General features: G+C 73.1%; 14 protein-coding genes. 6 read left to right on the top strand and 8 right to left on the bottom strand.

Features of this window, described 5'->3' with window-relative positions:
- Nucleotides 1–2: 2 nt before the first annotated feature.
- On the bottom strand, nucleotides 3–1,328 hold the full coding sequence (gene hmgA / locus ACIGXW_RS29510) for a homogentisate 1,2-dioxygenase (RefSeq protein ID WP_399575792.1): 1,326 nt from the start codon (nucleotides 1,326–1,328) through the stop codon (nucleotides 3–5).
- 206 nt (nucleotides 1,329–1,534) lie between these two features.
- Between hmgA and ACIGXW_RS29505 the strand changes: the two genes are divergently transcribed.
- On the top strand, nucleotides 1,535–2,953 hold the full coding sequence (locus tag ACIGXW_RS29505; protein ID WP_399575790.1) for an aldehyde dehydrogenase family protein: 1,419 nt from the start codon (nucleotides 1,535–1,537) through the stop codon (nucleotides 2,951–2,953).
- 40 nt (nucleotides 2,954–2,993) lie between these two features.
- Nucleotides 2,994–4,082, top strand: a complete 1,089-nt coding sequence (locus tag ACIGXW_RS29500) for a Zn-dependent alcohol dehydrogenase (protein ID WP_071961945.1) — start codon at nucleotides 2,994–2,996, stop codon at nucleotides 4,080–4,082.
- Here the strand turns inward: ACIGXW_RS29500 and ACIGXW_RS29495 are convergent.
- Entirely contained in the window at nucleotides 4,079–4,591 is a 513-nt protein-coding gene (locus ACIGXW_RS29495) for a DUF2165 domain-containing protein (protein WP_360913705.1), read from the bottom strand. The genes ACIGXW_RS29500 and ACIGXW_RS29495 overlap by 4 nt on opposite strands.
- Nucleotides 4,592–4,716: 125 nt before the next feature.
- On the opposite strand from ACIGXW_RS29495, the gene ACIGXW_RS29490 reads away from it, so the two are divergent.
- Both ACIGXW_RS29490 and soxR read left to right on the top strand, forming a co-directional pair.
- Nucleotides 4,717–5,349 (top strand): TetR/AcrR family transcriptional regulator, encoded by a 633-nt coding sequence (locus tag ACIGXW_RS29490; RefSeq protein ID WP_399575935.1) that lies wholly within the window; start codon nucleotides 4,717–4,719, stop codon nucleotides 5,347–5,349.
- A 15-nt stretch (nucleotides 5,350–5,364) separates the two neighbouring features.
- Nucleotides 5,365–5,826, top strand: coding sequence for a redox-sensitive transcriptional activator SoxR (gene soxR / locus ACIGXW_RS29485; protein ID WP_399575789.1), 462 nt, complete (start codon nucleotides 5,365–5,367; stop codon nucleotides 5,824–5,826).
- Between the two features lie 47 nt (nucleotides 5,827–5,873).
- Here the strand turns inward: soxR and ACIGXW_RS29480 are convergent, their stop codons facing one another.
- Both ACIGXW_RS29480 and ACIGXW_RS29475 read right to left on the bottom strand, forming a co-directional pair.
- Nucleotides 5,874–6,485 (bottom strand): hypothetical protein, encoded by a 612-nt coding sequence (locus tag ACIGXW_RS29480; RefSeq protein ID WP_071961942.1) that lies wholly within the window; start codon nucleotides 6,483–6,485, stop codon nucleotides 5,874–5,876.
- 177 nt (nucleotides 6,486–6,662) lie between these two features.
- On the bottom strand, nucleotides 6,663–8,021 hold the full coding sequence (locus ACIGXW_RS29475; protein ID WP_399575787.1) for a serine-threonine protein kinase: 1,359 nt from the start codon (nucleotides 8,019–8,021) through the stop codon (nucleotides 6,663–6,665).
- A gap of 121 nt (nucleotides 8,022–8,142) precedes the next feature.
- Between ACIGXW_RS29475 and ACIGXW_RS29470 the strand changes: the two genes are divergently transcribed.
- Entirely contained in the window at nucleotides 8,143–8,754 is a 612-nt protein-coding gene (locus ACIGXW_RS29470) for a TetR/AcrR family transcriptional regulator (RefSeq protein WP_399575786.1), read from the top strand.
- 24 nt (nucleotides 8,755–8,778) lie between these two features.
- Here ACIGXW_RS29470 and ACIGXW_RS29465 read toward each other — a convergent pair whose 3' ends face one another.
- The 4 genes from ACIGXW_RS29465 to ACIGXW_RS29450 form a co-directional block, all read right to left on the bottom strand.
- On the bottom strand, nucleotides 8,779–10,011 hold the full coding sequence (locus ACIGXW_RS29465) for an acyl-CoA dehydrogenase family protein (protein ID WP_399575785.1): 1,233 nt from the start codon (nucleotides 10,009–10,011) through the stop codon (nucleotides 8,779–8,781).
- Nucleotides 10,012–10,018: 7 nt separating this feature from the next.
- Nucleotides 10,019–11,044 (bottom strand): phosphotransferase family protein, encoded by a 1,026-nt coding sequence (locus ACIGXW_RS29460; protein WP_399575783.1) that lies wholly within the window; start codon nucleotides 11,042–11,044, stop codon nucleotides 10,019–10,021.
- Nucleotides 11,045–11,164: 120 nt separating this feature from the next.
- Nucleotides 11,165–12,112: an MBL fold metallo-hydrolase gene (locus tag ACIGXW_RS29455; RefSeq protein WP_399575781.1), complete on the bottom strand. Its 948-nt coding sequence runs from the start codon at nucleotides 12,110–12,112 to the stop codon at nucleotides 11,165–11,167.
- A 112-nt stretch (nucleotides 12,113–12,224) separates the two neighbouring features.
- Nucleotides 12,225–12,665, bottom strand: a complete 441-nt coding sequence (locus ACIGXW_RS29450) for a MarR family winged helix-turn-helix transcriptional regulator (protein WP_399575780.1) — start codon at nucleotides 12,663–12,665, stop codon at nucleotides 12,225–12,227.
- 150 nt (nucleotides 12,666–12,815) lie between these two features.
- Between ACIGXW_RS29450 and ACIGXW_RS29445 the strand changes: the two genes are divergently transcribed.
- A complete protein-coding gene (locus ACIGXW_RS29445; RefSeq protein WP_399575779.1) occupies nucleotides 12,816–14,312 on the top strand; it encodes an MFS transporter in 1,497 nt (498 codons plus the stop codon).
- Nucleotides 14,313–14,331 lie beyond the last annotated feature (19 nt).

Genomic DNA, 14,331 nt, shown 5'->3' with positions numbered 1-14,331 from the left:
CGTCAGCGGTCGAAGTGGCGCTGCAGACCCTGCCACACGTCGTCGTACCCCGTCTGCAGGTGGTCGGCGCCGGCCGCCTGCCCGGTCAGCGTCACCGGCCAGCGGGTCTCGAACATGAAGGCGAGCCCGTCGTCCACCTTCTGCGGCTTCAGCTCCGCCGCGCTGGCCCGCTCGAAGGTCTCCCGGTCCGGGCCGTGCGCCGACATCATGTTGTGCAGCGAACCGCCGCCGGGGACGAAGCCCTCTGCCTTGGCGTCGTAGGCGCCCTCGATCAGGCCCATGTACTCGCTCATCACGTTGCGGTGGAAGTACGGCGGCCGGAAGGTGTCCTCGCCGACCAGCCAGCGGGGCGCGAAGACCACGAAGTCGACGCCGGCCAGCCCCGGGGTGTCGGACGGCGAGGTGAGCACGGTGAAGATCGACGGGTCGGGGTGGTCGTAGCTGATCGAGCCGATGACGTTGAAGCGGCGCAGGTCGTAGACGTAGGGCACGTAGTTGCCGTGCCAGGCGACGACGTCCAGCGGTGAGTGGTCGTACGTCGCCGTCCAGAGGTTGCCGCAGAACTTGGTGACGACCTCGACCGGTCCCTCGGCCTCCTCGTAGGCGGCCACCGGCGCCAGGAAGTCGCGGGCGTTGGCCAGCCCGTTGGCGCCGATCGGGCCGAGGTCGGGCAGGACGAAGGGACGGCCGTAGTTCTCGCAGACGTAGCCGCGCGCGCCGGCGTCCAGCAGCTCGACGCGGAAGCGCACCCCGCGCGGGATCAGCGCCACGTGCCCCGGCTCGGCGCGCAGCAGGCCGAACTCGGTGCGCAGCAGCAGCCCGCCGCGCTCGGGCACGATGAGCAGCTCGCCGTCGGAGTCGCTGAACACGCGGTCGGTCATCGAGGCGTTGGCGGCGTACAGGTGCACGGCCATGCCCGTGCGTTGGGCGGCGTCGCCGTTGCCGCCCAGCGTCCACAGCCCGGCGACGAAGTCCGTGCCCGGGGCGGGCTCCGGCAGCGGGTTCCAGCGCAGCCGGTTGGGGTCGGGGACGGTCTCGGTGAAGGGAGCGCCGCGCAGCGCGCCGCTGTCGGTCCGGGTCAGCGGCGGGTGGGCGGCCGAGGGGCGGACGCGGTACAGCCACGACCGCAGGTTGTGCCCGCGGGGCTCGGTGAAGGCGGAACCGCTCAGCTGCTCCGCGTACAGCCCCAGGGGGGCCCGCTGGGGGGAGTTGCGCCCGTGCGGCAGCGCGCCGGGGACCGCCTCGCTGCTGTGCTCGTTGCCGAAGCCGGACAGGTACGTCAGCCCCTCGGCCGTCTTGCGCGCCTGCTCGTTGCCCCTACCGCTCATCGCGTGCTCCCGCTGCTGCCGGTGGATTCCTATGGGAGACCGTAGGATTCCCGGCCCGGCGCGTCAATGGATCAGCTGCCCCGACGCGCGGAGCTGCCCGGGAATCGCCCCGGAACGGCCAAATCCGTCGAAGCCCCTGTCAGTTGTCCCTACCGGTGGGTAGGGTCGAAGGCGACCGAGCGACCCACACCGCGAGGAGAGCACCTGTGATCGCCCACGACGGGATGTACATCGACGGCAGCTGGCGGCCCGCCGCCGGCACCGACACGATCGAGGTGATCAACCCGGCCGACGAACAGGTCATCGCGGCCGTCCCCGCGGGCACCGCCGAGGACGTCGACGCCGCCGTACGGGCCGCCCGCGCCGCCCTGCCCGGCTGGGCCGCCACCCCGCCCGCCCGGCGCGGCGAGCACCTGGCCGCCCTGCGCGACGCGCTCGACGCCCGCCGCGAGGAGATCGCCGCCACCGTCACCGCGGAGCTCGGCGCGCCCATCGGCTTCGCGCAGCGCGTCCACGCCGGCGTGCCGGTCGCCGTGGCCGGCTCCTACGCCGAGCTGGCCGCCACCCACGCGTTCGAGGAGCGCATCGCCCACTCCACCGTCCTGCACGAGCCGGTCGGCGTCGTCGGCGCGATCACGCCCTGGAACTACCCGCTCCACCAGATCGTCGCCAAGGTCGCCCCCGCCCTCGCCGCGGGCTGCACGGTCGTGCTCAAGCCGGCCGAGGACACCCCGCTGACCGCGCAGCTGTTCGCCGAGTGCGTGGCGACCGCCGGCCTGCCGGCCGGCGTGGTCAACCTGGTCACCGGCCTCGGGCCGGTCGCCGGCCGGGCGCTTGCCGAGCACCCCGGCGTCGACCTGGTCTCCTTCACCGGCTCGACGGCCGTCGGCAGAACCGTCGCCGCGGCCGCCGGCGCGGCGATCAAGCGCGTCGCCCTCGAGCTCGGCGGCAAGTCCGCCTGTGTCGTCCTGCCCGGCGCCGACCTCACCAAGGCGGTCACCGTCACCGTCGCCGACGTCATGCGCAACACCGGCCAGTCCTGCAACGCCCTGACCCGGCTGCTGGTCCACGCCGACCGCTACGAGGAGGCCGTCCGGCTCGCCGCCGAGGCGGCGCGCGGCTTCGCGCCCGGCGACCCCACCGACCCCGCGACCCGCCTCGGCCCCCTCGTCAGCGCCGCACAGCGCGAGCGGGTCCGCGGCTACCTCGCCAAGGGCGTCGAGGAGGGCGCCCGCCTCGTCGAGGGCGGCCCCGGGGCCCCCGAGGGTCTCGAGAAGGGCTATTACGTCCGGCCGACCGTCTTCGCCGACGTCACGCCCGGAATGACCATCGCCCAGGAGGAGATCTTCGGGCCCGTCGTCTCGGTCATGACGTACGAGGACGAGGAGGAGGCCCTGCGCATCGCCAACGGCACCGTCTACGGCCTCGCGGGCGCGGTGTGGGGGCGCGACGACGACCACGCCGCCGCCTTCGCCCGCCGCATGGACACCGGGCAGGTCGACATCAACGGCGGCCGCTTCAACCTGCTCGCGCCCTTCGGCGGCCACAAGCAGTCGGGGATCGGCCGCGAGCTGGGCGTCCACGGCCTGACGGAGTACCTGCAGACCAAGTCGCTCCAGTTCTGACCCGCCTTTCGCACCGCCCCCGCCGAAGAAAGGGTTCGTCATGGTCCGCGCCGCCGTACTGCCCGCCGTGGGCGCCCCTCTGGAGATCACCGAGATCGACCTGCCCGCACCCGGGCCCGGCCAGGTGCGGGTCCGGCTCGCCGCCGCCGGCGTCTGCCACTCCGACCTCTCCCTGTCCGACGGCACCCTGCGCCAGCCCGTCCCGGCCGTGCTCGGCCACGAGGGCGCGGGAACCGTCACCGCGGTGGGCGAGGGCGTGCACGAGGTGACGCCCGGCGACCGGGTGGTCCTCAACTGGGCGCCCGCCTGCGCCGACTGCCACTTCTGCGGCCTGGCCGAACCCTGGCTGTGCACGGACGCCGCCGCCGGTGCCGGCACCCCGTACGCCACGCTGCGCCGCGACGGCAGCCCGCTCTACCCCGCCCTGGGCACCGCGGTCTTCGCTGAGGAGACCGTGGTGCGGGCGAACGCCGTGCTGCCGCTGCCGGACGGGGTCCCGCTCGCCGAGGCCGCCCTGCTGGGCTGCGCGGTGCTCACCGGCTACGGCGCCGTGCACCACAGCGCCCGCGTGCGGCCCGGCGAGTCGGTGGCGGTGTTCGGCGCCGGCGGGGTCGGGCTCGCGACGCTGCAGGCCGCGCGGATCGCGGGGGCGCGCACCATCGTGGCGGTGGACGTCTCACCGGAGAAGGAGAAGCTGGCGCGGGCGGCCGGGGCCACCGAGTTCCTCCTGGCGTCCAAGGACACCGCCCGGACCGTGCGCGAGCTCACCGGCGGGCACGGCGCGGACGTGGCGATCGAGTGCGCCGGGCGCGCCGACGCGATCCGCACCGCCTGGTCCTCCACGCGCCGGGGCGGTCGTACGACCGTCGTCGGCATCGGCGGCCGGGACCAGCAGGTGGCCTTCTCGGCGCTGGAGCTCTTCCACTTCGGCCGCAGCCTCTCCGGCTGTGTCTACGGCAACAGCGACCCGGCCAAGGACCTCCCCGCCGTCGCCGCCCATGTGCGTGCCGGGCGGTTCGACCTGTCGGGCATGGTGACGGCGCGCACGGGGCTCGACGGCATCGCCGAGGCGTTCTCGGCGATGCTGGCGGGGCGCGGCGGCCGGACCCTGGTGATCTTCCCGGGCTAGCGCCGGAGCCACTGCGGGGACGGCAGATGGATCAGTATGAGCACGAACCCGGCGAGCGTGACCGTGCGGACGGCGGCCTGCAGTCCGTTCCACTTGGCCGACTGCCACATCGCGAACCACTCGCCGCCTATGGCGATGAAGCCCAGCCCGAACAGCAGCATGAGCATCAGCAGCCCCAGCGTGGTGGCCCGCCGGGCCGGGGCCCAGCCGTGCCCGGGCCGGGTCAGGCCGCGGATCCACAGCAGCGTGGCCGCCACGAGCACGACGGCGGAGGCGACCTCCCAGCCGATGATGAGGACGTAGGCGGCGTCCTGCAGTGTGCGGTTCGTGACGGCCCGCCACATCAGGTCCTCGTCCTGGAACGTGGTGTCCATGGCCAGGACGTGCCGCACGAATTCCTGGTTGGTGCCGAAGTCGGTGATGTTGCCGAAGGCGACGAGGGTGATGTAGACCGCCACCGTGGCGGTCAGAGCCGTGGCCGCCACCGGCAGGGTGCGCTCAGCGGTCATAAGGCGATTCCTTCCCCTGCGACCGGACCCGTACGCCCGCCTAAGCGCTTGCTCAGCTCCGGGGTATGGTGTTCGTTCTTCTGTCGGCGAGGGGCCCGGAGCGGGCCCGGAGAGCGGGGCACACGATGGGCTCGCAGGCGCAGCGCAGCGAGGAGTGGGCCGACGTCACGCCCGACGCCGCCAGGCGGCTGCTGACCGCCGCCGTCCAGGCCTTCGCCGAGCGCGGCTACCACGCCACCACCACCCGCGACATCGCCGGCCGCGCCGGAATGAGTCCCGCCGCGCTCTACATCCACTACCGCACCAAGGAAGAACTCCTCTTCCGCATCAGCGGAGTCGGCCACCGGCTGGCCCTCGACATCCTGCGCCGCGCCCACGACGGCGCCGGCACGCCCGCCGAGCGGCTCGCCGCCGCCGTGCGCCGCTTCGTGCGCTGGCACGCCGAGCACCACACCACCGCACGCGTCGTGCAGTACGAACTCGGGGCGCTCTCCGAGGAGCACTACGCCGAGATCCTCGCCATGCGCCGCGAGACCGACGCCGCGGTCCGCGCCATCATCGAGGACGGCGTCGCCTCGGGCGACTTCGACGTCCCCGACGTACGCGGCACGACCCTGGCCGTGCTCTCCCTGTGCATCGACGTCGCCCGCTGGTTCAACGCGGACGGCAAGCGCACCCCCGAAGAGGTCGGCGAACTCCACGCGGGCCTGGTGCTGCGCATGGTGGGACACGGCGGGCCCCTGCCCGACGAGTGCTGACGTACAGTCTGAGCCGTGCCGCAGATTTCGAACAAGATTCACGAGCTCACCGTCGGGCAGCTCTCCGCGCGCAGCGGCGCGGCCGTCTCCGCACTGCACTTCTACGAGACCAAGGGGCTCATCAACAGCCGTCGAACAGCGGGCAACCAGCGCCGCTACGACCGCGACGCGCTGCGCCGGGTCGCGTTCATCCGCGCCGCCCAGCGCGTCGGCATCCCGCTCGCCACGATCCGTGACGCGCTCGCCGAGCTGCCGGACGAGCGCACCCCCAACCGTGCCGACTGGGCCCGGCTGTCGGAGGTCTGGCGGGTGGAGCTCGACCAGCGGATACAGCAGCTGAACGCGTTGCGCGACCGCCTCGAGGACTGCATCGGCTGCGGCTGCCTCTCGCTCGACAAGTGCGCCCTGTCCAACCCGGACGACCGGTTCGGCACCCTGGGCACCGGCTCGATCCTGTACGGCCAGCGCAACACCTGATCCCGCGCCCGGTCCGGACGTCCCCCGGGGCGCCCCGGGGAACGCCGTCACACCGCCGCGTAGCGCTCGGCGAAGGTGTACCGCCGTGCCGCGGACAGCGCGGCGGGGGTGAGGACGGGCACGGGGACCACGATGCCGCAGTCCGTGCAGACGGGCCCCTCCAGTGGGTAGCGCTCCAGGTCCGTGCGCCACTCGATGCGCTCCTGGGCGCACACCGGGCAGGCGTCGCCGGGAGCGGACTCCATGGCCCTGATCACCCGGCGCAGGACCTCCGCGAGCCGGGCGTCGGGCTGCACCTCCGGTGACGCGCACGGCACGATGTCGCAGCCGCCCCAGGTGTTGCGGTGCCAGTCGTCGACGGCGCTGGGCTGGCGGATGCCGTCGTGCTTCTCCTTGCGGCGCCGGCCGGCGAACTCTGCCTCGTACGCCAGCCAGACCTCGCGGGCCTCCTCCAGCTCGGACAGCGCGGCGATCAGCAGCGCGGGGTCGGGGGCGCGGTCGTCAGGGGCGAGGCCGGCGCGGGCGCACAGATGGCGCCAGGTCGCCCGGTGCCCGTAGGGAGCGAAGCGCTCGAGGCATTTGCGCAAAGAGGTCCGTCGCAGTGCGATGGTGTTCCGTGGATTGCGGACTTCCCGGGCTAGTGCTCTGAAACCTGCCACTGCATCCCACCTCCGGCGGCGCGGACTCGGATCGACATGGAAGGGACGTATCCCGTCGCGATTCGGATCCATCGGATATGCGAACCCGGACGCGATACGCGGCCGACTCCGCTCTGCTACCCCCATCGGGCGCACAGATGTGGGCCCGTGCGAAGGTGGCGGATCCTCGTCCACCGGTCAGCGCACGACCCTCCCGGCCAGCAGGACGAGACGGGCCAGCTCCCCGTGGCAGATGTCGCTGTGCGCGCCGGACGGCGGGCCTCCGCGCCGTACGACCGCCGCGGCGTCGACGTTGACGCAGCCGCGCTCCGGCAGCGGTCCGGCCAGTGCCTGCTCCAGCTTCAGCGTCAGGGAGCCGTCCACGGCCTGGACGCCGTCGTGGCCCATCGCGCCCCAGCGGGGATCCTTCAGGCCCAGTGCCGACTGGCTGTCCCCGGACAGCCGGGACGCCAGTGGATAGAGCACGCTCAGTGCCAGGTCGTGGCGCGAATGGCAGCACAGCACCGGGCCCGAGACCGTGCGGTGCACGTCCTTCAGGGCCCCGGAGCGGTCCGCGGCGAACGGCAGGCGGGGCGCGAACGCGTAGTGCGAGAAGGCGCCTTGAAGCAGGGTGAGGGAGTGCACGCACCGTGCGCGCTCCGCAAGGCCGCGCACCGCGAAGGCGACGAGCCGCCCCCCGAAGCTGTGCCCGATCAGATGCACGCGCAGGTCCGGCGAGGCCTCGGCCAGTGCCCCGACGACCGGGCCGAGACCACCCTCGCCGACCGTGCCCGCGCGCCGCTTCATCTCCCAGTACGAGCCCTGGCGCAGCAGCTCCAGGGCGCCGGCCCACAGCCGGCCGAGCCCCCCGAACAGCTCGCCCCCGGCCGTGCCGCCGGGCGCCACGGCGTCGGCGAAGCGCCCGCACACCGCCGCCGCGCCGTCGGTGAACATGGCCGGCTCCCCGGGCTCGTCCGGCCCCGGCTCGGTGTCGTGGAGGCAGGGGTCCGCCGCGCCGGCCACCGCGCCCCGCCCGGGTCCGGTCACGAGCCGGCGGACGAGCCCGGCGAACTCCTCCAGCCGCTCCGGCTCCTCCGGCCGCCGTTCGATCAGCTCGGCCATCCGGTCCAGCAGGGCCTCGCTGCCGGGGAAGACGCCCGCCAGCGCCTGGAGGGTGCCGGGCTCCAGCACCGGGCCGGCGCCGGCGAGCGCGGGGGGCTGCCGCGGGAAGTCGGGTATGGGCTCGTCGGTGAAGCGCATGGACGGCCAGATCACGCCGCCGTAGCCGAGGCGCGCGGGGGCCCCGGAGGCGGCGAGGACGGCGGGGAAGGGGGTGAAGAACCGGCCGTAGAGGTCGTTGGCGAGCGTGCGGCTGTTGTTCCAGCCGTGGGCGAAGATCACCAGATCGGTGAGGCGGGCGTCCGCCACGCCCCGGACCAGGGCATCCCGCCCTGCCGGGGCCATGTCTCCCTCGGCATCGAACGTCAGTTCCCAGTACGGCTCCACGCCTATGCCCGTCACGCTGTCCCCCTGCGGCCGGTCCGAATGTGCGCGCATCGTCCTGCCGTCAAGGGTGCGTGTCCAGCCTTCCCGCGGCCACTTCACCCGTCCGTGAGGGTCTTCCGCCCCGGCATACCGACTGGTTAGTGTGCCGGACACGGAAAGGCAGGTGGTGACGATGACTGCCACGACGGCGGTGGCCGGAGCGACGGACAAGTGCGGCAGGCCCGTGCCGCAGCGGCTGCTGGCGGCCGCCACCCGGCTCTTCGCCGAGCAGGGGTACGACCGCACGTCGGTGCAGGAGATCGTGCGGGCGGCCGGGGTCACCAAGGGGGCGCTCTACCACTACTTCGGCTCGAAGGACGATCTGCTGCACGAGGTGTACGGAAGGGTCCTGCGCCTGCAGCAGGAGCGGCTCGACGCCTTCGCGGGCGCCGACGCGCCGGTCGAGCGGCGGCTGCGGGACGCGGCGGCCGACGTCGTGGTGACGACCATCGAGAACCTCGACGACACGAAGATCTTCTTCCGGTCGATGCACCACCTGGGCCCCGAGAAGCTCAAGCAGGTGCGCGCCGAGCGGCGCCGCTACCACGAGCGGTTCAGGGCGCTGGTGGAGGAGGGCCAGCGCTCGGGGGTGTTCGGCTCGGCGACCCCCGCCGACCTGGTGGTGGACTACCACTTCGGCTCCGTCCACCACCTGGCCAGCTGGTACCGCCCGGACGGCCCGCTCAGCGCCCGGCAGGTCGCCGACCACCTGGCGGACCTGCTGATGCGGGCGCTGCGGCCCTGACCGGCGGGCCGCACGCGCGCGGCGCTAGCGGTACCGCCCCAGCTCCCGCCGCGCCAGCGACCGCTGGTGCACCTCGTCCGGCCCGTCCGCCAGCCGCAGCGTCCGCGCGGCCGCCCACAGCTCCGCCAGCGGGAAGTCCTGACTCACCCCGCCCGCCCCGTGCAACTGCACCGCCCGGTCGATGATGCCGACGACCGTGCGCGGCGTGGCGATCTTGATGGCCTGGATCTCGGTGTGGGCGCCGCGGTTGCCCACCGTGTCCATCATCCACGCCGTCTTGAGCACCAGCAGACGCAGCTGCTCGACGGCCACGCGCGCGTCCGCGATCCACTCCTGCACCACCCCCTGCCGCGCGAGCGGCTCACCGAAGGCCGTGCGCGCCACCGCCCGCCGGCACATCAGCTCGATGGCGCGCTCGGCCATGCCGATCAGCCGCATGCAGTGGTGGATCCGGCCCGGGCCGAGCCGGGCCTGGGCGATCGCGAAGCCGCCGCCCTCCTCGCCGACCAGGTGGTCCGCCGGGACGCGTACGCCGTCGAACACGACCTCCGCGTGCCCGCCGTGGTAATGGTCCTCGTAGCCGTAGACCCGCATGGCGCGGCGGACCTGAACGCCGGGTGCGTCCCGGGGGACGAGCACCATGGACTGCTGACGGCGGATGTCCGCGGCGCCGGGGTCGGTCTTGCCCATCACGATGAAGATCCGGCAATCCGGGTGCAGGGCACCGGAGATGTACCACTTGCGGCCGGTGACGACGTACGCGTCGCCGTCCCGCTCGATGCGGGTCTCGATGTTCGTCGCGTCCGAGGAGGCCACGTCCGGTTCGGTCATCGCGAACGCCGAGCGGATCGTGCCCGCCAGCAGCGGCTCCAGCCAGAGCCTTCGCTGCTCCTCGGTGCCGAACTGCGCGAGCAGCTCCATGTTCCCGGTGTCCGGGGCCGCGCAGTTCAGCGCGGTGGGGGCGAGCTGGGGGCTGCGGCCGGTGATCTCGGCCAGCGGGGCGTACTGGAGGTTGGTCAGGCCGGCGCCGTGCACGGGGCCGGGCAGGCTGTGCTCATTGGTGAAGAAAAGGTTCCACAGCCCCTGCCGGCGCGCCTCCGCCTTGAGCTCCTCCACCACCGGCGGGACGTCCCAGGGCGAGGCCGCCGCCTCGCGCTGCCCGGCCGCCACGGCCTCCGCCGGGTGGACGTGCTCGTCCATGAAGGCCAGCAGCCGGCCGCGCAGCTCCTCGGTGCGGGCGTCGAATGCGAAGTCCATGGCGCGCTCAGCCCTTCCGCAGGGTGGTGAGTCCGTTGCCGATGAACAGCGGGACGAGCTCCCCGATGCGGTCGAAGCCGTCGCCGACCGTCTGCCCGAGGGTGTAGCGGCGGTGGATGCCCTCCAGGATCACCGCGAGCTTGAAGTAGGCGAAGGCGGTGTACCAGGGCAGCGCCGAGACGTCACGGCCGGAGCGGGCCGCGTAGCGCTCGGCGATCTCGGCGGGCTCGGGGTGGCCGGGAGCGCCGCGCGTGGTGGCGAGCGGGGAGCCGGGGACCTCCCGCTGCCCGCTGTACATCATCAGCAGGCCGAGGTCGGTGAGCGGGTCGCCGAGGGTGGACATCTCCCAGTCCAGGACCGCGGCGATCGTGTCGTCGGCGCCGACCAGGACGTTGTCGAGGCGGTAGTCGCCGTGCACGACGGTGGGCGCGGGGGAGTGGGGCAGCGCCCGGGCGAGCGTGCGGTGCAGCTCGTCGATGCCGGCCAGGTCGCGCCCGCGCGAGGCCTCCAGCTGCTTGCCCCACCGGCGCAGCTGCCGCTCCAGGAAGCCCTCCGGCCGGCCGAAGTTCGCCAGCCCGGCCGCCTGCGGGTCCACGGCGTGCAGCGCGACGAGCGTGTCGGCCAGGCCCAGCACGACCGTGCGGGTGCGCTCCGGGCCGAGGGCGGTGAGCTGGCGCGCCGTGCGGTAGGGCGTGCCCTCGACGAACTCCATGACGTAGAAGGGCGCCCCGATGACGTCCTCGTCCTCGCACAGCAGCAGCACCTCGGGCACCGGCACCGCCGTCCCGCGCAGCGCGCCGATCACCCGGTGCTCGCGCCGCATGTCGTGTGCGGTGGCCAGCACGTGCCCCAGTGGGGGCCGGCGCACCACCCAGCGCCCGGCGCCCTCGTCGCGCACCGCGTAGGTGAGGTTGGACCGGCCCCCCTCGATCAGCTCGGCCCGCAGCGCTCCCCGGACCAGCCCGGGGCGCTCCCGCTCCAGATGGGCGCGCAGCCGCTCCGTGTCGAGCCCCGGCAGGTTGTCCTTGCTCATCGAGTGCCCCTCCACGCGCAGGTGAACGTAACGGCCGTACGTCCCGTGGACGGACGGCATGACGACCGGCCTCATCATGCCGACCAGTCGGTATGCCGTCCAGGGGTCACCCCGGCCGGATCACGCGTGGCAGGGCAGGGGCTTGCCGCCGTTCATCTGCGTCATGTCGCCGAGGACGGGCATCAGGTCCAGCGGCGAGCCCAGCGGCAGCCCGTCCAGTTCCGCGTAGGCGCGGTGCAGATTGGCGACCAGCCGCTCGCTCTCGCGCAGGGCGGCGAACTCGCCCAGGTCCGCCTCGCGCGCGGCCTCCAGCGGGGTGCGGCCGGCGGCGCGGGCGGTGCGGGCCAGCTCCTCGACGTAAGCCAGGTAGCGCTCGACGGTGTCGTAGACGCCCGGGTCGGTCACGCGGCCGTGCCCCGGCACGACGGTCTGCGCGTCCAGTGCGCGCAGTGTCTCCATGGCGCGCAGCGAGCCGCTGAGCGAGCCCATCATCACGAACGGGGTGCCGCCGTTGAAGACGAGGTCGCCGGTGAAGACGATGCCCTGCTCGGGCAGCCAGGCGATGGTGTCGCCGACGGTGTGCGCGGGGCCGGGGTGGATCAGCCGCACCTCGATGTCGCCGATGTGCACGGTGAGCGTGTCGGTGTAGGTGAGGTTCGGGGCGCTGACCTCGATCTCGCCGTAGTCGACGCCGGGCCAGGCCTGGTGCAGCTGCAGGCCGCAGGCGAGGGTCTCGCGGCGGCAGTCGGTGTGGCCGATGACCGTGGCCCCGGGCGTGAAGACGCAGTTGCCGTAGGTGTGGTCGCCGTGGTGGTGGGTGTTGACCAGAAGCTGCGGCTGCGGCGCGCCGCTCGCGGCCACGGCGTCGCGCAGCAGACGGGCGCGCCGCTCGGTGGCGGCGGTGTCGATCAGCAGGGTGCGGCCGCCGTCGGTCACGAAGCCCGCGTTGTTCAGGCACCAGCCGCCGTCGGGCTGGATGAAGGCGCTCACGCCGGGCGCGAGGGGGACGGTGTACGGCTCGGTGGCCGCCGTCCCGTCGGTGGGCACGCTGCTGTGCGTCGTGGTCATCGATGGCCTCCCTTGCCGTCCGCCGCACGGCTGGGCGGATCCGACCGACCGTCAGAATACGGGCGGCCGGAAGGGCGTGGGCGAGGAGGTGGGGCCGCGTGTCAGGCGCGTGTCAGGCGCGGTGCTCCAGTCCGGGGCGCAGCCGTTCGAGGAGGGTGAACAGCGTGGCGCGCTCGTCCTCGTCCAGGGCGTCGAGGGCGCTGTGTGTGGCCTGCATCTCGGCCCGCACCCGGCGGATGATCTCGTGGCCCTCGTCGGTGGCGACCACGTTCTTCACGCGGCGGTCGGCCGGGTCGGGCTCGCGGCGCACCAGGCCGCGCGCCTCCAGCCGGTCCACGATGCCGGTGACGTTGGAGGCGTCGCAGACCAGCAGCGTGGCCAGGCCCCGCATCGGCACCGGGCCCTTGAGCTGGGCCAGCAGCTTGGCCTGGACGGAGGTGAGGCCGTGGCGGGCGGCGGCGGCCGCGAAGTCCTGCCACTGGGCGGTGCCGAGTGCGGCCACCAGCTCCAGGAGCTGGGCCTTGGTCGGGTGCGGTGCGTTCGGGCCGGTCATGGGTCGAGTGTACTCAAAGAGCTTGATGGCTTAAATCATTAACTTGACTATGTGAAGTATTGGGTCATACCGTGGTGTGAGTTGCTTGACGATCTCAAGCATCAATGTCGTGAAGTAACGAGAAGCAGCCCGAAGGAACCCCACCCCCTCATGACCTCGCAAGCGCCCGCAGGACCGGCCGGCACGCGGAACGAGACCGTCATCGTCTTCGCCCTGAGCCTCGCCGCCATGGTCGTCTCGATGATGCAGACCCTCGTCGTGCCGATCCTCGGCCTCATCCAGAACGACCTCGAGACCACCTCCGCCAACGTCAGCTGGGTCACCACCGCGACCCTGCTCTCCGCCGCCGTCTTCACCCCGCTGCTCGGCCGCTTCGGCGACCAGCACGGCAAGAAGAAGACGCTGGTCGGCGTGCTGATCGTGATGGTCGCGGGATCCGTCCTCGCGGCCGTGACGCACTCCCTGCTCTGGCTGATCGTCGGCCGCGTCCTGCAGGGCGCCGCCACCGCGATCTTCCCGCTCGCGCTGTCCGTCCTGCGCGAGGAGGTCCGCCCGGCCAAGCTGCCCGGCGCGATGGCCATGGTCAGCGGCACCCTCGCCTTCGGCAGCGGCCTGGCGCTCGTCGCCACCGGCCTGCTCACCTCCGGTGACGACCCTGACTACCGCAGCGCCTTCTGGCTGGCCACCGGCCTCGCCGCGCTCGCCCTGATCGCCGTCGTCACCCTGGTGCCCGCCACCCGCGAGACCACCGGCGGACGCACCGACGTCCTCGGCGCCCTCACCCTGGCCGCCACCCTGGTGCTGCTCCTGCTGCCCATCACCCAGGGCCACGAGTGGGGCTGGTCCTCCGCCCGCACCCTCGGCTGCTTCGCCGGCGCCGTCGTGATGGCCGCGGTGTGGACGCTGGTCGAGCGCAAGGTCCGCGAGCCGCTGGTCGACATGAAGATGTTCGCCCACCGCCCGGTGCTCTTCGCCAACCTCGCCGGCCTCCTCGTAGGCTTCGGCTCCTTCGCCCTCTTCATCGGTGTCTCCTACCTCGTCCAGATGCCGTCGAAGATCACCGGTTACGGCTTCGACGCCAGCGTCCTGCGCGCCTCCGTCGAGTACCTGCTGCCCAGCACCATCGTCTCGCTGCTCGCGGCCCCCGTCGGCGGCCAGCTCGTCCGCCACAAGGGCCCGCGCCTGGTGCTGCTGCTCGCCTCACTGATCGGCACCGCCGGCTTCGTGTGGATCGCCCTCGACCATGAGCACACGTTCTCCGTGATCGCCGCCGGCATGTTCGTCGGCGCGGCCATCAGCCTCGGCTACGCCGCCATGCCGGCCGTGATCGTCGCCAGCGTCCCGCACCACCAGACCGGCATCGCCAACGGCATCAACTCCATCTCCCGCTCGACCGGCAGCGCCATCGGCAGCGCGATGATCACCACGGTCCTCGCCTCCAAGAGCATCGAGCACCTGCCGCCGGGCGCGCCCAAGCTTCCCGCGGAGAGCCAGTTCACGCTGACCTTCGTCATCGCGGGCACCGCGTTCCTGCTGGTCTCCGCCGTGGCCTGGCTGGGCCTGCGGAAGATCCGGACCCTGCGGCCGGCAGCGGTGGCGGGCCCGGCCGGCGCGTCCCAGGCTGAAACCGCACCCGCCACACGCTGAACACCGCCCACAGCATCAA

The organism is Streptomyces sp. NPDC053079 (assembly GCF_044546695.1).
Lineage (GTDB): Bacteria > Actinomycetota > Actinomycetes > Streptomycetales > Streptomycetaceae > Streptomyces.
This window is presented reverse-complemented; position numbering and strand designations above follow the sequence as displayed.

What these genes read in the sequence shown, in the direction of transcription:
- hmgA (WP_399575792.1), bottom strand. Translation starts at nt 1,328, where the DNA reads ATGAGCGGTAGGGGCAACGAGCAGGCGCGCAAGACGGCCGAGGGGCTG.
- ACIGXW_RS29500 (WP_071961945.1), top strand. Translation starts at nt 2,994, where the DNA reads ATGGTCCGCGCCGCCGTACTGCCCGCCGTGGGCGCCCCTCTGGAGATC.
- ACIGXW_RS29495 (WP_360913705.1), bottom strand. Translation starts at nt 4,591, where the DNA reads ATGACCGCTGAGCGCACCCTGCCGGTGGCGGCCACGGCTCTGACCGCC.
- ACIGXW_RS29490 (WP_399575935.1), top strand. Translation starts at nt 4,717, where the DNA reads ATGGGCTCGCAGGCGCAGCGCAGCGAGGAGTGGGCCGACGTCACGCCC.
- ACIGXW_RS29475 (WP_399575787.1), bottom strand. Translation starts at nt 8,021, where the DNA reads ATGCGCGCACATTCGGACCGGCCGCAGGGGGACAGCGTGACGGGCATA.
- ACIGXW_RS29470 (WP_399575786.1), top strand. Translation starts at nt 8,143, where the DNA reads ATGACTGCCACGACGGCGGTGGCCGGAGCGACGGACAAGTGCGGCAGG.
- ACIGXW_RS29465 (WP_399575785.1), bottom strand. Translation starts at nt 10,011, where the DNA reads ATGGACTTCGCATTCGACGCCCGCACCGAGGAGCTGCGCGGCCGGCTG.
- ACIGXW_RS29460 (WP_399575783.1), bottom strand. Translation starts at nt 11,044, where the DNA reads ATGAGCAAGGACAACCTGCCGGGGCTCGACACGGAGCGGCTGCGCGCC.
- ACIGXW_RS29455 (WP_399575781.1), bottom strand. Translation starts at nt 12,112, where the DNA reads ATGACCACGACGCACAGCAGCGTGCCCACCGACGGGACGGCGGCCACC.
- ACIGXW_RS29450 (WP_399575780.1), bottom strand. Translation starts at nt 12,665, where the DNA reads ATGACCGGCCCGAACGCACCGCACCCGACCAAGGCCCAGCTCCTGGAG.
- ACIGXW_RS29445 (WP_399575779.1), top strand. Translation starts at nt 12,816, where the DNA reads ATGACCTCGCAAGCGCCCGCAGGACCGGCCGGCACGCGGAACGAGACC.